This is a genomic window from Halobacteriovorax sp. RT-2-3 (assembly GCF_047085075.1).
GTDB lineage: Bacteria > Bdellovibrionota > Bacteriovoracia > Bacteriovoracales > Bacteriovoracaceae > Halobacteriovorax_A.
Genome location: NZ_JBKIYF010000001.1, coordinates 916173 through 936079 on the forward strand (window position 1 = coordinate 916173; position 19907 = coordinate 936079).

20 protein-coding genes and 1 tRNA gene are annotated in these 19907 nt (G+C 35.7%); 14 read left to right on the plus strand and 7 right to left on the minus strand.

Features of this window, described 5'->3' with window-relative positions; genetic code table 11:
* Positions 1-5: 5 nt before the first annotated feature.
* The 7 genes from ACMAYX_RS04185 (at position 6) to ACMAYX_RS04215 (ending at position 7525) form a co-directional block, all read left to right on the plus strand.
* The gene (locus ACMAYX_RS04185; RefSeq protein WP_146037764.1) at positions 6-1334 is read left to right on the plus strand and encodes a tetratricopeptide repeat protein; all 1329 of its coding nucleotides are present in this window, start codon (positions 6-8) and stop codon (positions 1332-1334) included.
* Positions 1335-1429: 95 nt separating this feature from the next.
* Positions 1430-2041 (plus strand): hypothetical protein, encoded by a 612-nt coding sequence (locus tag ACMAYX_RS04190; RefSeq protein WP_103216768.1) that lies wholly within the window; start codon positions 1430-1432, stop codon positions 2039-2041.
* A 64-nt stretch (positions 2042-2105) separates the two neighbouring features.
* A complete protein-coding gene (locus tag ACMAYX_RS04195; RefSeq protein WP_412469731.1) occupies positions 2106-4307 on the plus strand; it encodes a hypothetical protein in 2202 nt (733 codons plus the stop codon).
* A gap of 55 nt (positions 4308-4362) precedes the next feature.
* Positions 4363-4438: transfer RNA gene (locus ACMAYX_RS04200), tRNA-Ala, on the plus strand.
* Positions 4439-4782: 344 nt separating this feature from the next.
* Positions 4783-5451: a hypothetical protein gene (locus ACMAYX_RS04205; RefSeq protein ID WP_412471573.1), complete on the plus strand. Its 669-nt coding sequence runs from the start codon at positions 4783-4785 to the stop codon at positions 5449-5451.
* Positions 5452-5610: 159 nt separating this feature from the next.
* On the plus strand, positions 5611-6549 hold the full coding sequence (locus ACMAYX_RS04210; protein ID WP_412471574.1) for a hypothetical protein: 939 nt from the start codon (positions 5611-5613) through the stop codon (positions 6547-6549).
* Between the two features lie 34 nt (positions 6550-6583).
* Positions 6584-7525 (plus strand): hypothetical protein, encoded by a 942-nt coding sequence (locus ACMAYX_RS04215; RefSeq protein ID WP_412471575.1) that lies wholly within the window; start codon positions 6584-6586, stop codon positions 7523-7525.
* A 184-nt stretch (positions 7526-7709) separates the two neighbouring features.
* On the opposite strand, the gene ACMAYX_RS04220 is transcribed toward ACMAYX_RS04215, so the two are convergent.
* Complete coding sequence (locus ACMAYX_RS04220) at positions 7710-8405, minus strand: hypothetical protein (protein WP_412471576.1); 696 nt, start codon at positions 8403-8405, stop codon at positions 7710-7712.
* A gap of 579 nt (positions 8406-8984) precedes the next feature.
* Here ACMAYX_RS04220 and ACMAYX_RS04225 point away from each other — a divergent pair.
* The 3 genes from ACMAYX_RS04225 (at position 8985) to ACMAYX_RS04235 (ending at position 10128) form a co-directional block, all read left to right on the plus strand.
* Positions 8985-9299, plus strand: a complete 315-nt coding sequence (locus ACMAYX_RS04225) for a VF530 family DNA-binding protein (RefSeq protein ID WP_103216766.1) — start codon at positions 8985-8987, stop codon at positions 9297-9299.
* A gap of 113 nt (positions 9300-9412) precedes the next feature.
* Positions 9413-9913 carry a hypothetical protein gene (locus tag ACMAYX_RS04230; RefSeq protein ID WP_412471577.1) on the plus strand — a complete coding sequence of 167 codons (501 nt, stop codon included), beginning with the start codon at positions 9413-9415 and terminating at the stop codon, positions 9911-9913.
* An 8-nt stretch (positions 9914-9921) separates the two neighbouring features.
* Positions 9922-10128, plus strand: coding sequence for a DUF5522 domain-containing protein (locus tag ACMAYX_RS04235; RefSeq protein WP_412471578.1), 207 nt, complete (start codon positions 9922-9924; stop codon positions 10126-10128).
* 42 nt (positions 10129-10170) lie between these two features.
* Here ACMAYX_RS04235 and ACMAYX_RS04240 read toward each other — a convergent pair whose 3' ends face one another.
* The gene (locus ACMAYX_RS04240) at positions 10171-10974 is read right to left on the minus strand and encodes a TIGR02147 family protein (protein WP_103216763.1); all 804 of its coding nucleotides are present in this window, start codon (positions 10972-10974) and stop codon (positions 10171-10173) included.
* A 138-nt stretch (positions 10975-11112) separates the two neighbouring features.
* Here ACMAYX_RS04240 and ACMAYX_RS04245 point away from each other — a divergent pair, with 138 nt between their 5' ends.
* The gene (locus ACMAYX_RS04245) at positions 11113-11649 is read left to right on the plus strand and encodes a hypothetical protein (protein WP_392991372.1); all 537 of its coding nucleotides are present in this window, start codon (positions 11113-11115) and stop codon (positions 11647-11649) included.
* 250 nt (positions 11650-11899) lie between these two features.
* Positions 11900-12970, plus strand: coding sequence for a hypothetical protein (locus ACMAYX_RS04250; RefSeq protein WP_412470784.1), 1071 nt, complete (start codon positions 11900-11902; stop codon positions 12968-12970).
* Here the strand turns inward: ACMAYX_RS04250 and ACMAYX_RS04255 are convergent.
* The 3 genes from ACMAYX_RS04255 to ACMAYX_RS04265 all read right to left on the minus strand — a co-directional run bounded on the left by ACMAYX_RS04255 (position 12967) and on the right by ACMAYX_RS04265 (position 16689).
* Positions 12967-14313: an ATP-binding protein gene (locus tag ACMAYX_RS04255; RefSeq protein ID WP_412471579.1), complete on the minus strand. Its 1347-nt coding sequence runs from the start codon at positions 14311-14313 to the stop codon at positions 12967-12969. The two genes, ACMAYX_RS04250 and ACMAYX_RS04255, sit on opposite strands and share 4 nt — an antisense overlap.
* 12 nt (positions 14314-14325) lie before the next feature.
* Positions 14326-15759, minus strand: coding sequence for an MBL fold metallo-hydrolase RNA specificity domain-containing protein (locus tag ACMAYX_RS04260; protein ID WP_412471580.1), 1434 nt, complete (start codon positions 15757-15759; stop codon positions 14326-14328).
* Positions 15760-16065: 306 nt separating this feature from the next.
* Complete coding sequence (locus ACMAYX_RS04265) at positions 16066-16689, minus strand: FMN-binding negative transcriptional regulator (RefSeq protein WP_103216758.1); 624 nt, start codon at positions 16687-16689, stop codon at positions 16066-16068.
* Positions 16690-16751: 62 nt separating this feature from the next.
* On the opposite strand from ACMAYX_RS04265, the gene ACMAYX_RS04270 reads away from it, so the two are divergent.
* Positions 16752-17456 (plus strand): hypothetical protein, encoded by a 705-nt coding sequence (locus tag ACMAYX_RS04270; RefSeq protein WP_412469735.1) that lies wholly within the window; start codon positions 16752-16754, stop codon positions 17454-17456.
* Here the strand turns inward: ACMAYX_RS04270 and ACMAYX_RS04275 are convergent.
* Positions 17446-17865 carry a CBS domain-containing protein gene (locus ACMAYX_RS04275; RefSeq protein ID WP_103216756.1) on the minus strand — a complete coding sequence of 140 codons (420 nt, stop codon included), beginning with the start codon at positions 17863-17865 and terminating at the stop codon, positions 17446-17448. The two genes, ACMAYX_RS04270 and ACMAYX_RS04275, sit on opposite strands and share 11 nt — an antisense overlap.
* 264 nt (positions 17866-18129) lie before the next feature.
* Between ACMAYX_RS04275 and ACMAYX_RS04280 the strand changes: the two genes are divergently transcribed.
* A complete protein-coding gene (locus ACMAYX_RS04280; RefSeq protein ID WP_103216755.1) occupies positions 18130-18513 on the plus strand; it encodes a response regulator in 384 nt (127 codons plus the stop codon).
* Here ACMAYX_RS04280 and ACMAYX_RS04285 read toward each other — a convergent pair.
* A complete protein-coding gene (locus tag ACMAYX_RS04285) occupies positions 18510-19838 on the minus strand; it encodes an MATE family efflux transporter (protein ID WP_412471581.1) in 1329 nt (442 codons plus the stop codon). The two genes, ACMAYX_RS04280 and ACMAYX_RS04285, sit on opposite strands and share 4 nt — an antisense overlap.
* Positions 19839-19907 lie beyond the last annotated feature (69 nt).

Genomic DNA, 19907 nt, shown 5'->3' on the forward strand with positions numbered 1-19907 from the left:
AAGAAATGAATAGAGAAGCATTTTTTAACGACATGGAAGTTTTAGTAGTCGAGTCCATAGGAAACGCACGCGTGGCCTATGAGAATGCATTTAAAACTCTGGGGGTCCAGAGAAAGAATGTTCGATTTGCTAAAACTTTTGAAGATGCACTTAAAGAGATGAAAAGCTTTAAGCCTACTCTTGTATTCTCTTATGAAGTTCTAGCGGAAGGACGCTATAACCAAGTTCTTAAAGAGCACTTAAAAATACTTCCAAATCGTACAAAGAATAGTTTTATTCTCTTAACACAAAATGACTCTATTGATGCCATTTCAAGAATCGCGCAACAACAAGTCGATCTTGTTCTTCCGATTCCTTTTACAGTCGATAGCATCAAAGCACTTATGGAAGAACTTTACAAAATGAAGTCTTCCCCTAGTGAGTATAGACAGTTAATCAATGAAGCCTACGAGTATGTTGGTTCAAAGCATGACAAGGTTTTTGAGATCACGCAAAAAGCCCGTGAGCTATCAAAAAATCCATTTGAAACACACTACCTTGAAGGTCTTTGCCAGTTTAAAGAAGAAAAGTATGATGAGGCGATAAAGTCACTTGAACAAGCCTATGCTCTAAATTCAACAGACTTCAATACATTAAAGTTATTCTTTAAAGCGTATAAGCACCAAAAAAATTATTATATGGCACTTCAGTATTCATTAAAACTTCATGCTGCCTACCCTATTTCTCCAGATATGCTAAGAGATCTATCGATGGTTGCAGTTGCAGCGAGAAAGCATGAGCTTATCTTAAACTACTATGAGGCGTATAAGAAAGTGAATGAACCATCTGATGATATTAAAGATGCCATTGCTGCAGCTCTTGTTATCTATGTTCAATGTGAATTGGATAAGATTGATTTCGATAATACTTCAATTCAAGAACTTCTAAGAGACAAGAAATATAAGGATTCATTAAAGCTCTTAGAAGAAGCTTCAATTATCTGTACGACAAAGCCTGCAATTTTAGAGCGTATGCTAGTGGTTCTGGCCCATACGCCAGACAATAAAACGACTAAATTTATTCAAGTAAAACAAAAAGAGAAGTTTCCAAAATATGAGAATGCACCGTTGATGGATGCCCTTGTATGTGACAAAGATTCAACTGCTTCTCAATCATTAAAGATGGCCATTGATACACTAAACAGCGGCTATAAATCAGAAATCCTTTATGAAATCATCATTAAGCGCTCTATTGAGATGAACCGAAAGAAGGAAAGCACCCAAGAGTGGTATGAGCAGGCCATTAAAATCTTTCCAAATATGAAGGTCAGGCTCGATAAATTTTATAATGCTTAATGTAATTTCGAACACTTCGCTCCGCGCCGTACTATAAAGCCCTTTGCATAGGCCCACCAAAATTATATAAGAATAGGAAATTTTTGGGGGTATTTATGTTTAGAGCAGTAATCTTGCTAGCTGCTATTGTTTACTTAACTAGTACAATGGCGCAATTTCAAGCACCACAAATTCCATCTCATACACAAGCTCAATGTGTTGAGAAATTATGTGCAAATAATCCAGGTGAGTGTAGTTCAAGAACAGAGCATCGTATGATCTTTGATGCATGTTCAAGACAACTAGACTTAGGATGTATTGATTTATCAATGAAGCTTATTTCAAGCTATGAGCAAAATGAAATTGAAGAGATGGTTTCAATTGCTCGCTCTTGTCAGTATGTATCTGGATATGCTCATCAAACAGCAATGAAGAATATGTACCGTTATGATCGTGATGAATTCTCAGAGATCACTTTTATTAACTCGAGACTTTGGCTTGTTCAAAACTCTTGTTTAGCAAGTGCTCTTTCAAGACTTCACCCAAGAGACTTTGATAGTCTTGAAGACTTAAAAGCGATTACAAATCAATGTACTGGAACTTTTGATGTAGCCTGTTTTGAAAAGCAGTGTAAGTCAAAATATTCATGTAACGATCAAGAAGAGGTTGTTGATGCACTTAGAAGCTGCATCTCAGGACCAAGTAAAGTTGATCGTCGCAGACTATAAAATTTAAAGATTAAAAAATTAAAAAAATAAATACACACAAGAACACAACACACAGGTTTTTTTAATGATTAAAATTATAATTAAAATAGTGGCCATCACGATGGTGGCCACGTTTTCTAAGGCTCAATTTAACAGCTCAATCCTTTTTAGCGGGCGTCTTGCAAACTCATGTCAATTCGTAAGTGACCAAGCAGTCCTTGAAGTTGTCGACTCACTAATCACGGCCATCAAAGATATCAATGATGAGCGCTACCGTTGTCAGTCAATTTATGCCAACTCAAAGGCCTTCCTCGCCTCTTTAAATGAACAATACCGATCAAGCTCTAGTGAGCTTTCAATTATTGACTCAAACCTTGAGACCATTTCGAGTGAAGTCTATAAGCTTGTTACAGCTAGCTCATATACGGGACAATTTGATCAAGAAATTCTAAGTCTTCAGCGCAGACGACAAGAACTACTTGATGCGGATAATAACCGTAATAATGGAATTGTTGATTCGCTTAGTATGGCCACAACGATTCTTGATGATCTTAGAGCGGCACCAGAGTGTGATGAGGATCTTGGCACAAAAATGATTCGTCCAACGATCATGCTTATGGGTCAAGTTGCAGGCGCACTTTATCCTGGATCGAACCTTTTTACGGCAGCGGCCTCAACAGGTCTTGCCAATATGGTGGACAGTCTTGTTTCATACGTTCAATTTAAAGGTAATGATGCTAACCAAGCTTTAGAAGATCTCTATAATAATCGTAACTACTACGTCTCTTACAAGTGTGCTTATAAGAATATCAATGCAATGACTTGTAACCTTCGTCGCAAAAATGCAACAAGAGAAGAAGCAAAGTGGCTGTACAATTATATTAAGGAGCTTGATACTCCAACAAAAGATTTTGAAAGAGTAAAAGACTTAAGAAAGCACTACCCTCGTCTTCAACGAATCCTTAGTGAACTTCGTGATATTTACGAGACAGCAAACCAACAGGATACAATTGTAACGATTGCCACTCTACAAAAAGAGCAAGCAAAACTTAGACTCTATCAACCAAATCCTTACGAGATTGAAGAGTGGAATGATAGCTATCAAAATATTCGTCCATGGGCAGAGTGGGCCCATATGCTGACTTGGTATACAAATATCAACTCTAAACTAAAAGTTTATTGTCGAGAGTTCCAAGATGGTAAGTACTGGGTAAAAGAAAATAGTGACTGTCAGGAAGCTGCTATTGCACGTGATGAAGATCGTACGCAATATATCCAAGAAGTAATTAAGCCGGCCTTAGCTGACCTTGGTGCCGATAAGGAAAGACTTTCTGAAAAGCTTAGAAACTCAGTAAACGTTGAAAGACTTTATAAAGTAATCGAAGCCGAAGATAATTGGCGCGACAACAAGAAGGACTTCTCGATTTCTGAAGTTATTCAAATCTTTGAAGAAGACCTAGAAAACACGACAACAAGGCCAGAGGCAACGTCACTGTTTTCAATTAGAATTAAGAAAGCACTAAAGGCCCTTAAGGCACTCGTTAATTTTGAAAATGTTGTGACAGACACACAAGGACTAACGCCAGAAGATTGTGATATCGACAATCCAACATGCCAGTGTGACAGCTTCAAGGACCTTTCTCAAGCTGCTTATACGTACCTTGCAAATAACCTATCTGATGGTGATGTACTTTCAGTAGAAACAATTGATGCAAGTTTTTACAACTATATCAGGACAGTTGAAGAATTCTTCTTATATGGCCTTCCATATGCTGAATCTCCTGAGCTTACATACCAAGATAGCTTAAACTACTCGAAGTATATTTTCTTAGTTCCAATTTATCGTGGAATGCAAGAAAGCCTTCTTCGTGGAGATAATGTGGGAGCAAGTAATATTCCACTAATGAATACAGCACGTAAAAACTTTGAAAAAGTTTTCGCAAAAGAGATTATCAAGGTTCTAAACAAGAATGTAAAAGTCGCCCTTGATAAAGGAAGCCGTGACGATATCTACCGTGACACTCTCCACTCTTGTGCCATCTACTACCCGATGATTAAACAAAAAGGTATGGGCCTAAGAGCAAAGTATGTTCTTAAAAGGTGTAAGGAGCTACTGGATAAAAGTGGCGGAATCCCGTACCTCATCCAAGGTACAGAGCGCTTTTCAACAAAGAATGAAGCTTACAAAAACCAGTGTTTCTATCGTGATTACGAAGAGGCCGTAAGCACAAAGAAAGCAGAAATCGCTCGTGAACTTGATCAAAGTGGTGATTTACCAGAATTATAATATTGCCAACCCCACCAGGGTTGGCTATTATCTTTCTACAAAATATCTCAATTGAGGGCCTTTAGCTCAGCTGGGAGAGCGCTTCGCTGGCAGCGAAGAGGTCAGCGGTTCGATCCCGCTAAGGTCCACCAAAACAAAAAAGCCCACTCGCAAGAGTGGGCTTTTTTGTTTTTATGGATCTTTAGTAATTGATCTTACTGCTCTGGCGGTTGCCTACAGGATGTAGGTATGTCGACGGAGGCAGGAGCCGGCAGTCGACTTCTATGCGTGCTTGCCAACTCTCTTATAAAAATGTAGCCGAGAGCGCCCCCCCTACAATCATCCTTACCAATTTTACCAAGAAATAAAGTGTAGATGAGCATATTTGGTTCCAGTTCACTTTTCGTTGGCTGAGCGTAAAGAAAAAGCACCTGGAACTACAGTTTTATAATAAAATAAGATATGAATGATATCTCTTACATCTGGAAGGAAAAAAATGATAACTCCACTTCAAATAAAAGACAAAAAAATTAATGAGATAACTGAAGCAGAAGCTGTCTACATAATGCTCAATTGTAACGGTTCAAGTGGATATTGTCCCGATAACTATAAATATACCCTCAGGTCTGTTTCAGGAAAAATGCTCCAAGAAATGGAAAGTTGCCTGGCGACAAATAATACAAGTAATTTTCCTCCAATCTTACTTGCATGCGCAATAACATCACAATATGCAAATGTTTTTAATGTGAAAGGTTGTCCAAGAGGTTCAGGTCGCAACGCAATGAGTGAACTAAAGTATGCATTCAAGCACTTCACGACTGGAATGAATTCAAGTAGTGAGGAGCTTAGCATACTAAGAGACTTAAGGAATGGAATGTTCCATAGAGGTATACCTATCTCAACTTACAATAGTAATAATAAGAGATTTATACAATTTACAGATGATAAAAATGAATTAATTACTCCATCAACTGAAGAGTGGAATGGTGATGAAGAACAATTCTCAACGGACAAGCATGTAAGCTACGTAAACAAAAATAAGTTTTTTGAATATGTCAGACAAATGAAAAAGGTTATCTATGATAAATATCAAAATAACGAATTAGACCTAATGGTAACGAGAGAAGCTTTACTCGTTGAATACTTAAATTTAAGCGAAAACTAAAGACAGAGTAATATACTCCCCTTTGTCTTTATCCAAAATATGAATAATTGAACTTGAGACTAACATATTTCAGATATCGTTAAATAATAATCAACTTAGTAATTCTAATAAACTCCAAATGAAGTATAATTCAACAAAAAATTACTAGAGGTATGGAGAATGATTGATAACGAAGAAGTAAGAGAATACTTAAAAAAAGCTATTGAACATAACTATTCTGACTTAGGTTACTGGGCCCGTGAAAATCACATTAACTCTGGCTATTTTGATAAATTTGACATACTAGATTCTAAATACGCTGGATTAAGTAGAGATTTAATGTTCTGTATTATGGGCCATTGTGATGATGAACTAGACTTAGAAGAGATTCCAAATACAAAATTTGCGAGTATGAAGGATTTTCTTCAGTATATAGAATGGCTAGTTAATTTCATTAGGTCAAAAATTGTTGAAATAGAAGAGTGCCAGGCTGAATATGAAGAGCAAGGAAATAGATCCCCTATCAAAAGTGGAATAGTTCCTACTCCTATAGTTGGTGCAGTAAAATGTGGATATAAATTTCAAAATATATTAAGTACTGCAGTAGATTTAATTAAAAACAATAGTATATTCAAGTCAACAGATGCGGATGATCGCTTTGATCTGGTTGTAAAAACACTACAAAACCTCGAGGAATTCTCTAAGGTTTTAAAAGAAACTCGTAGAGCTGATAGAGGTCAGAAACGTCAGTGCTTTGACATTAATGACGAGTATGATGTTCAAGATCTATTATACTCAATCCTATCAATTTATTTTGATGATGTTAGAGTCGAAGAGCCACTAACATCATTCTCAAAAGGTAAAAGTAGATGTGACCTATTTATTCCAGAGATTAGTACACTTATAGAAGTTAAAACGACCTTAAAGAAATCAAGTAAAGATATTAGTAGTGACTTTAAAAATGATATTCCAGACTACCTTGGGAGTGGGAAGTGTAAAAGATTGATACTTTTTACATATGATCCTAATTCAATCGTTAGCAACAAGGGAGCTTTTAACGACTTAAAGAAGATTGGCGTTGATGGCTCTGATTGTGAGATTATTATTATATTTACTTAATTGTGTAGATATTCAAATAAAATATGGAGCCATCATGAGTCTAGTATATGCAAAGAAACTCTCTTCCGGTGAGATATTTTTTATATCAGATACAAAGTTCACTTACCCTGAACCTCAAACAAATAATGAAGAGAAAGTTTCTTCAGCTACTGAGTTTTTTGGAGGACTTAAGACAATAATCTTACATGGGGGGATGACTGTTGCATTCGCTGGTGAAGTCGAGTATGCAAAAGTAGCGATTGAAGGTATTTACGAAAAAGATGTTAACTTGTGGGAGTTAGAACCTACATTAGAATATTTTAAGCAATTTGCAGATGCATCTAATGGAGAAACTGACTTTTTGTTGTCATGCTATAAAGAAGATATGACGGCTAGTTTGTTCAAAATTCAATCGAATAATATTGAAGAGATGCAAGTCGCTTGGATTGGTGATTTTGATGGCTTTGAGGAATTACAAAACAATATTCAAAACTCTCTTCAAAGAGATGTTGAACAAGGGCATAGTGAAGCCTATATCATCGGTCATAGTGAAGAGAAACAAACTACGGCCGGAGTAAGAGAAGAGATTGCTAAAATTTATCCGTCTTTTTTAAACACTGTAAATAGTGAGAAATGTTCAACAGTTTCAGGCTCAACAACCATATCATGTACTAGTAAAATTGGTAATCGCTATGTTGAGCATCATTTTATATCTGGTCCACCAAAAGAAGCAACAAGTGGGAATGGTGCAATATATTTTGGCAATGCTAGCTCTGGCAGTCATTATATCGCTTCAGGAAGAGAAGTTAACTGCCCTGTCTATCCTGTAACGTTTGATATGGGAAAATTTGGTGTTATATATAGTCCTACAAAATGTTTTACACCTCAAGTTATTAAATATACTGATAAGTCAAAGTACGAAGAAGCTTATAAGTTAGAGCTTCAAGATGTTGCCAAGAGAATAGATAGTCTATATAACCGACTTTATGGACACTAAATGTCAAAAACTATCATAAATTTGAAACTTAGCTATATCGGTTCGATATAAAGGAACGAGGATCCACCATTTATTCTTCTCTTTAATTTAGATATATTACAAACATATCAAACTTAAATAATCGAACAAACAAGGCTCTTTATGGAAAGAACATCAAGGCTTTACTAGGGTGAGTCCTCTAAGTTTAATTACGTAAATACTCATATTTTAGACCGTATGGAATGCCTATCAGATTATCCTTTATTCTTACTAGATGATCTAAAGTTTCTTTTACTTTTTTATCGTCATCTTTAGAAGTAAAAGCTCGAACAACTTTTTTGTTAGAGTCTACTAGGATAGTGTTGAAACTGCCTACAGAGTCTTTTTTAGGGATAAAGTTAATGGGAACTTCTTCCATTGGTGACTTTTCTACATCAATGCGATTTGCTTGTGTAATACTATATCTGAAATATGCACTATTCCTATCCATTGAGTCGATCTTGTTAATACTTCTAATAAGATATTTTGGTGTTGCAAGCCAATCTGTTTTGTTTTCGAAGTCAAAAAATCCAGAATTATCTCGTAAATATGTATTAACATAATCCAACAACTCCTTAAGGCTATGAATACTGTAGAGGTTTCTCTCCTTACCTTCAATCTTAATCATAGGAACCTTATTATCTGGGAAGGAGTCGTTACAGATTATGTGAATGATTGTAATCACTGATTTTAAGTAAAGCTCTGAGGCGTGTCTCAAAGAGAAGCAAATTGGAAGAGCTTCGAGCATTGTTGTCGGAAAGTTGTGTTCTAGGGCATGTTCAGCAAAGTTTTTATATTGATCAGCGACAGCTGAAAATCCTTTATCACAGTGTTCTTCTATTGGTAGTATGAAATCAAGCACATCCTCTCCTTAACGATATAACTGAATATAGCTACTAATCTAGTTATTGTTAATAATTATTGCTGGGCGAATAGTTAAAGTGTTGAAGTTACGAAGACCAAAGCCAACTCCCCAACAAGTATCCTTGCCAACTTCATATTTGGTTCCAGGTCACTTTTCGTTGGCTGAGCGTAAAGAAAAAGCACCTGGAACTACAGTTTCACTTTTATTGTGTATAGATTGAGTATATGACGATTTGATCTTGGGCTAATTGCCAACAACCGGACAGAATAGATCAACAGACTTTAAGACTCTAACTCAATTAGGCTATTACTCTCTCGATTGGGTTATCATGAATAAAAAAACGATATATAATTGTACAAATAATAAAAATTATTATTAATATAATTATTTTAAAAAGCTTTTTCAACACAGTCTCCTCAATATTTGGTTCCAGGTCACTTTTCGTTGACCATACGCAAAGAAAAAACACATGGAACTACAGTTCCTTGCCAACTTAACCAAGAAATAAAGTGTAAATGGATGTATAACACTTAATAAGTTACCATATCTTAAACAATATAAAACTAGGTAAAAAAAATGAATGATCAAACAAATCGCAAGAAAGACCCCTTAGAGGGTGTGACTTTAAAGATGATGTTAACAGATGTTATCAATCTCTTTGGCTGTAAAGAAATCTATGCAATGACAGAGATCAATAGTTTCAATGATGAGCCTCCCATGTTTAATAAAATTTTAAAATTTATTAGAAAAAATCCATGGGCCATTCAAAAGATTGAGAAGATGTATCGTGGGAATTTAGAAACGATAGAAAAAATGAAGCGCGATGGAACGGTATCAAAAAAAGACCTTGCACTTGGAAGTGGTACTGGTGGGCGTAAGACAAAATACTGAGAGGCATAATAAGAATAATCACTAGGAAGTGTTTCTAATATCTAAAACCACATCAATTAAAGATTTTCGCCCGCTAAGCCGACTATTGAACGTTAATAAAGTGAGGAGAAAGCGTGGCTTCAACAGTTAAATCAAAAGTTATTGGATATGGCTCATCTAAGGTAAAGGGAAAAACTAGAGAGTACACATTTCTTGAATTTGAAGATGGTACCAAACTTAAGAATGTCGTCACAACTACATATATCGCTGACCATATTTGTGTAGGTGAAGAAATTGAAATTTCTTATATGAATGTTAAAAAGTTTCAATTTATCATTGGTGCAAGATCTAGAAGAGGTGAACTAATGTTGGCCTCAGATGACTCCATGATTATTACGGCCGTTGCATTTTATTGTATTCGCGACAGCTTCCTCATCTCAACCTTTGTAGGTTACTGGATTGGAAAGCTTTCTTTAATACAATACGAAAATATTCAAATAGCGATAAGGCACTTTGCTTACTTTGCCATTGCTGTTTGTTCAATCTACTTATATAAGTTTATTAAGTTCACAAAAGATTATAAAAGTGGAGTTGCTGCATTAGAGGAAAGTTCCAAACAAGTACAGGCGGCATAACTTAATATATGTCTAGAAATAAGAATAAAAAGAATAACCTAAAACAACAGTACCGCATTCTTCATGACGAGGCCGTCAAAAATGGTGAAGACTATTACAGAGACCCTGTTACAGGCGGTATTGTTTCAACAGAAGTACGCCTTAAACGCATGAGAAAATGCTGTAAGTATGGCTGCCGCCATTGCCCTTGGGGCTTCAAGAAAAGAAAAAGTTAGTGGATCAAGAGTTCTAAGCAGTATAGAGCTATCCTATTTTAATTAAGTTTCAAATAAATCAATATTCAGGCCACAAACAACTTCTGTTCCAGATTCCTTAATGTCATCTTGAGTGGATTGAATTAGCTTTAAAATTTTCTCCTTCAGAGGTAAGAAATCTTTTTCATCAATCGTAAATGTAGAAGAATAATGAATATTATTAGGCTCTTCTTTGGCAATGATGTCTAACACTTGTATTCTCTTTGCCATCTGATGAGGTGTGTTTAGCCAAGACTCAAATGGAAGGTGTATAGACTTTCCGCTAAAGATGTAGTTTTGATCATGTTTTTCAACTAGGCCAAGCTTTTCTAAGTAGATAAGAGTTGATCTAACTTTTTTCTCACTTAGTGCAAAGTGATTGGCCAGATTAGGAATTGTTTGTAACTTGGGACAACTAGTCGCGATGTGTATCGCAGACGGTATCCATGAGATAAAATAGTCTTTATATTGCTCATTTTCATCGTCAATAACCATTGAATTGACTCTAGAAGCTAGATTACCTGCTTCCTCAGCAATTTTCTCGCCCTTATACTTCAAGTAACTTTTTAGTTCGTGAGTTGAGGCCCTAGCGTAGCGAATTAGATTTAAGAAATATTCTGTTTCAATTTTGGAGAAGTTAAAAAATACACTTAATTTATACGCTTGATCTTCACTTAGATCGGCCTTTTCCTTCAATACCTGCGATAGATATGCAGCTTGGCAACCAATTGCCTTTGATAACTTTGCCTGAAGTCCCCTTTGTGCATAAGCCTCGAGAATCAAGTAACGAAGAAATTTATGATAATTTTTAAACTCGAATATTTCCATTTACGAAGAATAGTATATTAAAAATAAACATTCAAGGGACAAAATGTATATAAAAAATATATACACATATTTTATTGCTTGTTAAATCTACTCCTGTTCAATATCAATTGAAACTATTTTTCTAAAGGGAGTACTTATATGAAACTAAAAATTGAAATCATCGCTTTTATCTTAATGGCATTACATCTAATTAACCCAGTATTTGCAGGCCCTATCGTTAGTGCTGGCCCTATGGCCCACCCAGCGATAAGCACAATGCATATTGATAACTCTGTAGCAGGTATCGACTTTCCAACTGATGCACCGGCTCCTCAATACGATTACGTTCTATCACTTTATAATGGAGTTAGAATTCCAGTTTATACTGACCATGCCGAGTTAGTTCGCGCAGAAGCAGGTACAGATTATCCGACAGATATCCAAGCACCATATTGGACGAAATTTCAAAGAGTCCTAGTATTAGAAAGTAAATTTCGCTACCCTGTTAGACTTACTTTTGATGTTAATGACAACCTATTATGGAAGCTAACAAGCGGTGAAGTTATTAATGTATCTGAAGTTGTAAAAATTGTGAAAGCAGAAGCTGGTATTGATTACCCTACTGATGTTCCATACTTCTTCAATCGTGACTTCTATGTTGCAGTTATGATTGATAGCACTAGAATCAAACTTTAAAGATATATCGATTGGCCGAGAAGAGCTCCTTTTCGGCCAAATTCAACAACACATATTAAAACATAAAAAAATAGTACCCATTCACAGTACTTTTATTCTCATTTACCCATTTAAATAGTTATTGAAAAAGCCAGTTTACTGGCTTTTTTATTAGCTCCCCAAGACAAAAAGCATGTAATATCAGAATCTTAGTAACTTCCCATTATATATTTAAAAGTAATTTTTTTTACTTTTATACCGAAAAGAAAATATGTTCTATTTTATAAGCCTTCTTATATTTGCCATCTCCTTACCTACTCATGCAGGTGATCTCGATACCTATTACGAATTAGAGTTAGAAATTAATCGACTTCATTCTCAGTTTAATAAGAATCAAGAAAAGGTATCAAAGAAGAACACTCTCTATCATCGCATGCTCAAACCCCAAGAAACGGCAGCAGAAATAGCAAGACTACAAAAAGAGAATAAAGATATTATAGAAAGATTAAGACCATTAAAAGAAGAGTTTCAGGCATTAGAGAGTAAGCTCATCGTTAGATCAGTAACGGGTGAACTTAAAAATATAAATGCTGTGAAGGATAAGAATCTTTGCCTAAATAATGAACTCCTCTACTTTTCAACTGATCGAGAATTTGAAGGGTGGAATTTAAAGTATGGTAGCAGCGAAAGAAGAATCTCATACTACGCTAATAAGAGCACATATATTAAAAGCTGTCTGGAGAATCGACCTGAAGACTCGGTAGTCGAGGTCGATTATAACTCACAATCACTTTGTGATAAAAGTAGCGACCTCTTAAAGTATGTTGGAACAAAGACAAAGTATAAAACCTACATTAAAGAAGGCCTTGTCAATGTCGATGTCTCACTCTACCTAAAGTTTGACGGTAATGAGAAAGACAAAGAAGAATCAATGGCACTTGTAAGAAACTCAATGCCTTGTGTGAAAGATTTTTACGCAAGACACGGGCTAAAGCTTAATGTCGATTTAAAAGAAGAGACTGGCATCATGGATCGATTCAAATGCGATCACACGATTACCATCTCTAAGGAACACAAAAGGCCTACGGCCAAAGAATGGGCAACTCATAAATTTGCAAACGTTGCAAATATTAATGATCAAAAAAGATGTAAGCTTTATATCCATGAACTCGCCCATAATTTGGGATTAGCTGATGCATATAAAGATAGAAGATGTCCTGATCGAAAAATCATTTTAGATGATAAGAATATTATGGGTGATGGACCAAGTGGTTACTCACCATATCAAGCCGAGTTAAATGGTAGCCAACTTAGAACGATCTTATCCCCACTTTGTGATTAAAGAGGAATTTCAATTCTAAAAGTTGTTCCACCCCCAGAATTAGAATCAATGGTAATTGAACCACCATGCTCCTTGATGAAATTATGAGATAGAGATAAACCTAATCCACTTCCTTTTCCATACTCCTTAGTTGTAAAGTATGGTTCAAAAATTTTTCGTTTATTCTCTTCACTAATCCCTGCACCACTATCAGAAACTTCAATAACGGCCTTATCGTCACGACTAGTGAGAGTTACTTTGATCTGCTTTACCTCACTCTGCTCAAGAGCATCTCTAGCATTGGTAAGTAAATTCATCACAACTTGTTGTATCTTCCCAGGACTTCCTTTCACCTGTAACTCACCTAAAGAATTTTCAAATGACACGCTAATCCCATAGTGTTCATATATCTCTTCAATCATAAGTATACAGTCATTTAAGACTGCAGATAGATCAAATAAAACTAATCCTTGTCCATCCTTGCGAGAAAAATTCCTTAAGCCTTTAACAATATTTTCAATCTGTGTTGCTGACGATTCTATTTTCTCTAATGACTTTACGATATAATCTTTATGCTCACTAGATTTGAAGTTCTCTTTTTTTAGTCGGGCAAGGTATCCCTTTATAATTGTTAGTGGCCCATTAATCTCATGGCCAACACCAGCGGCTAGTTCCCCAATGGCCGCAAGCTTTGAACTGTGAGTAATCACTTGATCTTTATGTTGTAGTTCTTTTAATTGATTAACAAGTTTTCTTTTAATAGGAATAAGAATTTTAAAAAATTCGTAAATTAATAAAAGAATGATTAATGAGAATAAAAGCAGCTCTATTTTACTTAAATTTAATATTTTCGTTTTAGAATAATCTGCTGACTCAAAAACTATCTTATTCATATTTTTTAAAAATAAATCTGTATCTTTGACAATCTCTTCAAGGCTTTTCTTTTGATTCTCACACAAGTTTACGATACAGTTAATATTCCTATCAATACTACTTAAAATAGGATCGAGATCTGCATACTGCTGCTTAATATTTGGCGTAAATGCAGGAGCTATTCCCTTATCTTCACTACCGTTTTTCAAATCCTCATGAGTAGAAAACAGTAATTCTTTTGTGACAAGGATCTCTTTACTTACTTCACTCCTTGGCTCAACACTAGTATTAAAAGAATAAATTAAGGACTGCTTAGCAAGTCTTTGACTTAGCATACGTTGGCGACCAGCTAAGTTAATAACCTGGGAGTAACTTTCCTGTTGAAGAATGAAAAATTGCATTAAAGCTTGAGCAATTATAGTGAATAAGACAATCGATACGAAAGCAATAAGATACTTATATGTAATTCCTCTTTCATAATCAATCTTCATTAACCTCTTACCTCACGCTGCTAACTTACTTGCGACCTTTGTTTGATTATCATAAATATTCTCTAAATCAAATTCCTCCCCTAAGGTTGCAATCGTTGTCCTAAGACTTAACTGAGATTCGAGAAGAGTTTTAAAATGACTTGATGCCTTTTCTTCACCATGATTTAAAATAACAAGCTTAGGTGAAATACGTGATTCATTTAGCCATCCGATAAGATCTAAGTAATCACCATGCGCTGATAATGAATCGATATAAAATATACTAGCTCGAACTGGAAGTCTCTGTTTATGCATATGGAGTTCTTTTTCACCATCAATTAGAATACGACCTTTCGTTCCTTCAGGTTGGAAGCCAACTAAAATTATTCCACTATCTTCATCCACAATATGCTTCATTACATGATACACAACTCTCCCACCATCAATCATCCCTGAAGCACTAACGATAATACGAGGTCCAGACTTTTCCATAAGGGCCTTTGAATCTTCAACATCTTCGATTTCTTCAAATGTATCAGGATAAATATCGATATCCTCTGTTACATTATCTTTGACATGACCCTTTCGAAAACAATCATTAAATATACGGTTAGCTTTCTTAGAAAGTGGGCTATCTAAATGAACAGCTACACTAGGGATGGCCTCTTCATTCATCAATTCTTTAATAAGATAGAGAATATCTTGTGTACGACCAACTGAGAATGCGGGTATAACCGCAACTCCACCGCGCTTTAAAATTGTATTTAGATACATTCCTAAAACTTCTTTTGCAGGAATACGGGCATGTAGCCTATCTCCATATGTAGACTCTAAAACAAGATAATCAGTTTCACAGATAACTTGAGGTTCGTTTAAAAGGATATTTCTCTTATGCCCAACATCTCCAGAAAAAACGATTGTTTTCACTTTACCAGTAGCTGCTCTATAGCGGACTCGAATAAAGCTTGCTCCAAGAATATGGCCGGCCCAGAAAAAAGTAATTGCAATATTTTTAGAAACTGTCAGCTCTTGTTCGAAATCCACAACTTCAAAGTGTTCAAGAACAGCTTGAGCTTCCTGCGTTGTATATAAAGGAAGGGCCGGCTTGTGTCTTGAAATTTTTTTTCGATTTGCATATTTAGCATCTTCTTCATGAATACGGGCCGAATCCATTAATAAGATCTGACAAAGCCTAAATGTTTCCCTTGTACAATAAACCTTACCTCGAAAACCATCCCGATATAGACGAGGTAAAAGGCCGGAATGATCAATATGTGCATGAGTTAAAAAAACTGCACTTAGCTTACTGGCACCATGATACGACATCCAATTGCGTTCACGATTTTCCTTGGCCCCTTGGTAGAGTCCATAGTCAACAAGATACTGCTCTTTATAATCCTTCCCAACTTTTAACAAAGTTTTAGATCCAGTAACACCACCAGCTGCTCCAAGAAAAGTAATTCTCATCGATACATCCTTTTTATAATTAAATTTCGTGTACTACCTATCGACGTTTTAATAGTTAAGAATGTTTAATATTGATAAAAGAAAGGTTATCATAGTTGAGTATTCAATACGACTAACAAAAAACTCACAATCACTTTGCAGAAATTAGACTCGAAACAAACTTAAAAATTCTTTTTGAGACATATACTTAATTCATAGGAAATCAACTCAAGGAGAATTATATGAGAAATGCCAAAAAAATTAATCTATCAACAAAAGGGTCAGTTTAATACTGACCTTTTTTTATATCATCACACCACGATAGATTTATAATTTCATTCTTTGAGCGACTTCTCTTTGATAAGGATCATCTGAGGAACTAAGAGCAGAGATCACTCCTTGTCTATTTTCAACTGGTTGGTTTTGGCTAAGTTTCCACTGCCCTTCAAGAGAGGTTACTTCAATTTTAATTCCAATGATTGCGGCCAGAAGCTTTTGTGTATAATCACGAGGAGCATCTTCAACCTTCCAAGGATTGTGGCCTCCTTCTTCCTGTTCATTAGTAAGCATCTCAATCGAATTAAGAATCCACTCCTTATCTTCAATAAATGAAATTTTTCCACGAGCATGAACAACAATATAGTTCCATGTTGGAACAGCTTTACCAGTCTCTTTCTTAGTTGGGTAATGATTAGGAGAAATGTAACAATGAGGGCCATTGAAGGTAGTTACAACCTCACTGTTATCAAGTGTCGATTTCCAAAGAGAATTTGCTCTTGCAATATGTCCAAATAAGAATAGCTTCCCCTCTTCTTCGACAACGCAAAGTGGAAGATGATTAACCTCAATCCCTTCAGTTCCGTTTGATATCAGATTCGCAAATGTCGTCTCCTTCATCTGCTTTATTAACTCGGTCCTATCTTCCTGCTTGAATAGCTTTGGTATATGCATTCTACTACCTCTAATTCATTTATTAATGCTACAATGATAACTCAATAAACACCGGAGTTAAAATGCCTTATATCCTAAGTCCAATTATTACAGAATCAATGCCTGGAATGTGGTTTGAAGGTCAAGGCTATAAGCGAGAGAATATTTACTCGATAAATGATCCAAAAGGTCCTCCAGTAAATTATGATGCTCATACTTTAAAACCACATAGTCTCACTCATATGGAAGCACAATCTCACACTATGAAAAATGGGATGAGCGTCGATGACTATTTTAAGAAGCAAATAAATTCATTTTTTGGGCCAGTAGTTGTCGTAAAACTAAAAGGAAAAAACTGGAAACCTGTAGAAGGCCTTGATGGTATTTACCATTGGGAAGTCTCACTAAGTGAGCTTAAGTCCGAGCTTGGAGATGAGATTCCATGCAAGTTGATTTTGTCAGTCGAAGAAATGCCAATAAACAAATCACAACTGCACGACCCTAATTACGTCTTAACACTTTCACAAGAAAGTGCTGACTACTTATTACAAAACCCTAACTTTGATATGTATGGTACTTCTTGGAAGTCTTCTGACTTTTGTCCAGGGAGCAGAAATAGGCCGATTCATAATACACTTTTTAAGCAAGCTGCCATTTTTGAAAATTTAAAACTAGACGACGTGCCTGCTGGAAAGTACTTCTTTTCAGGCTTTCCACTCCCACTACACTTAGCTTCAGAGTCACCGGTATGTCCGGTTCTCTTCAAGAAGGATGAAATTAATTTCTAAGATCACTTCTCTTATAAGCGTCATCGACAAAAACTTCGACTAAAGCATTTAGTGCATCTGTAACAGTAAAAATACCGTACACACGATTTCTATTATTAAGTACAATTGCTGAGCCAACTTTATTACTTGATAGCTGATAAGCTACTTCACCTAAGCTATCGTCCTTGTTAACAGCAAGAACAGATTCATTCATGAAGTCTTTAACTAAAACTCCATCACACCAGCTCTTTCCATAAATTGACATAACATCTCTTTCTGAAATGATTCCCACAATTTGATTCCCGTCACTTACAGGAAGATGCCTAATTCCATTATCTTTCATAATCTTAAAAGCGATATCGATACTGGCATTTTGATCAACAACGTGAACTGCGGGAGTAGTAAATTCTTCGACTGATATATGCTTCATACATGCCTCCTAAATTAAATTTAGATTAGCACAATGGACTAATTGGTAACTGACAAGTGTCAGTTTTTACGAAAAAAAATCTTAATTTTTGCCTTAACCTCAAGAGAGTTCTCGTCAATTTTGGCAAAAAATGGACATTAAAATCAAAAAAATTGGCCCTTGGTTAACTCACGTAACTATCTAGAATAACTGTATTATGTGATTTAAAACACAGTTTTTATTTATACGTTTGCCTTAGGTAGAAAGATTAAATACAATTTTTATATGTTAGCTAAGAAGAGGGTCTTGGTCGCCGAAGATGAACCGACATTAAATGATATCTACGTGGAAACCTTTGAGTCATTTGGTTATGAAACCATAGGTGTCAAAAATGGTGAGTTGGCCTTAGACTATGCAAAACATAATCCTGTCGACTTTGTCATCACTGATCTAAAAATGCCAAAAATGGATGGCCTAAAACTTTTGGAAGAAATTGGAAAGCTTAATGCTCCTACACCTCCAGTTTTAATTATTACAGGCTTCATTGACGAATTAAATGCACAAAGAGCAAAGGAGCTAGGTGCTGTTGATCTTATGACGAAGCCATTCGACTTCGACAAAGTCATTCTCTATATTGAAGAAAAACTAAAGCAGCAATCAGAATCCTAAACGCCCCATTCCTTAGAAAGTTCACCAATTCTCTTTTTAAATAAAAGCGAGAGAATCATTGAAACGATAGTAAGTCCTATTGCAAGTCCCGCCCATAAACCAGCTGCTTCCATTCCGTGTTGATAGCTTAAATAAATCCCAACAGGAATTGCAATTAGCCAATAACCACAAAACGAATAGAGCATTGGTTGCTTACTCATACCAAGCCCTCTTAAGACTCCCCACATTGCGACTTGTAGTCCATCAGGTATTTGAAATAAAGCAACATATAAGAATAGTCCTGATCCATAAAGAACAACGGCCTGATCAGTCGTGAAGAGTCCCATTAAGAATTCATGAAAGAAGAAATAGCATATTGCCGTTATGACCATATAAGTTACGGCCATAAAGATACACCCATAGGCATAATTCTTAATCATCTCCATATCTTTTCTACCAAGAGCGTAGCCGACCTTAACCCCTGCCGCGCCATTGATGGCAAGAGGAACCATAAAAGTTAGTCCCGCAATTGTTAGAACAATATTGTGAGACGCTGATGCAACAAGACTCATGCGTCCAACTAAGACAGTAACAGTTGAGAACATTAATACTTCAATAAAAGTTCCAAGACCAACTGGTATTCCAAGTTTTATCAATTCCTTAAAAGACTTCTTACTAAAATGCGTTTCAATTGGAAGTACTCGATAAGCATAAACATAAATAATTAAAGCTAGAATAAAGCGAGTTACAACAGTTGCAATTGCCGCACCTTTTATTCCCATTTCAGGAATAGGTCCAATCCCAAACATTAAACAGTAGTTCATAATGAGGTTAACGACATTCATAAAAATGATAAGAGCATTGGCAAAAATTGTTTTATCAAAAGCTTGAAGATATTCCTTAATCATTTGAAAAATAAGTGCAGGAATAATCGAGATATTTACCCAATAAAGATAAGTCTTAACAAGAGGTACGATCTCTTTATTCAAACCGATATAGTCAACAAAGTAAGTAAAGATATAAAGGGCCGTACAAATAACACTTCCTAAAAGAAGCGCTAAAGTCATTCCACTTCCCCATACGCCATTCTCGTGTGGATTTGTATCAGCTCCACGCATTCTTGCCGTAACTGCACTGACAGAAAATAACGTTGAGATCCCAATCATTATAAAAGGAGACAACATACCTGCTGCAACACCAATAGATGCTACTGCTGATGTTGAATAGCGTCCGGCAACAAAAATATCACCGACGTTAAAAAGCATCTGCCCAACCTGGCCAATTACAAGTGGAATAGTAAAATAAATAAGTTCTTTGAGTCTCTTACTCGTTGTTGCAACTACCATAATAGTTAGAGGTTATACCTTAATTTTTTAATAGATGGCATATAAAAATTGTAACCAAATATACTTTAA

Bases quoted from the DNA above. Each gene is read 5' to 3' on its own strand.
- ACMAYX_RS04185 (WP_146037764.1), top strand. From the start codon at position 6: ATGAATAGAGAAGCATTTTTTAACGACATGGAAGTTTTAGTAGTCGAG.
- ACMAYX_RS04190 (WP_103216768.1), top strand. From the start codon at position 1,430: ATGTTTAGAGCAGTAATCTTGCTAGCTGCTATTGTTTACTTAACTAGT.
- ACMAYX_RS04195 (WP_412469731.1), top strand. From the start codon at position 2,106: ATGATTAAAATTATAATTAAAATAGTGGCCATCACGATGGTGGCCACG.
- ACMAYX_RS04205 (WP_412471573.1), top strand. From the start codon at position 4,783: ATGATAACTCCACTTCAAATAAAAGACAAAAAAATTAATGAGATAACT.
- ACMAYX_RS04210 (WP_412471574.1), top strand. From the start codon at position 5,611: ATGATTGATAACGAAGAAGTAAGAGAATACTTAAAAAAAGCTATTGAA.
- ACMAYX_RS04215 (WP_412471575.1), top strand. From the start codon at position 6,584: ATGAGTCTAGTATATGCAAAGAAACTCTCTTCCGGTGAGATATTTTTT.
- ACMAYX_RS04225 (WP_103216766.1), top strand. From the start codon at position 8,985: ATGAATGATCAAACAAATCGCAAGAAAGACCCCTTAGAGGGTGTGACT.
- ACMAYX_RS04235 (WP_412471578.1), top strand. From the start codon at position 9,922: ATGTCTAGAAATAAGAATAAAAAGAATAACCTAAAACAACAGTACCGC.
- ACMAYX_RS04240 (WP_103216763.1), bottom strand. From the start codon at position 10,974: ATGGAAATATTCGAGTTTAAAAATTATCATAAATTTCTTCGTTACTTG.
- ACMAYX_RS04245 (WP_392991372.1), top strand. From the start codon at position 11,113: ATGAAACTAAAAATTGAAATCATCGCTTTTATCTTAATGGCATTACAT.
- ACMAYX_RS04250 (WP_412470784.1), top strand. From the start codon at position 11,900: ATGTTCTATTTTATAAGCCTTCTTATATTTGCCATCTCCTTACCTACT.
- ACMAYX_RS04255 (WP_412471579.1), bottom strand. From the start codon at position 14,313: ATGAAGATTGATTATGAAAGAGGAATTACATATAAGTATCTTATTGCT.
- ACMAYX_RS04260 (WP_412471580.1), bottom strand. From the start codon at position 15,759: ATGAGAATTACTTTTCTTGGAGCAGCTGGTGGTGTTACTGGATCTAAA.
- ACMAYX_RS04265 (WP_103216758.1), bottom strand. From the start codon at position 16,689: ATGCATATACCAAAGCTATTCAAGCAGGAAGATAGGACCGAGTTAATA.
- ACMAYX_RS04270 (WP_412469735.1), top strand. From the start codon at position 16,752: ATGCCTTATATCCTAAGTCCAATTATTACAGAATCAATGCCTGGAATG.
- ACMAYX_RS04275 (WP_103216756.1), bottom strand. From the start codon at position 17,865: ATGAAGCATATATCAGTCGAAGAATTTACTACTCCCGCAGTTCACGTT.
- ACMAYX_RS04280 (WP_103216755.1), top strand. From the start codon at position 18,130: ATGTTAGCTAAGAAGAGGGTCTTGGTCGCCGAAGATGAACCGACATTA.
- ACMAYX_RS04285 (WP_412471581.1), bottom strand. From the start codon at position 19,838: ATGGTAGTTGCAACAACGAGTAAGAGACTCAAAGAACTTATTTATTTT.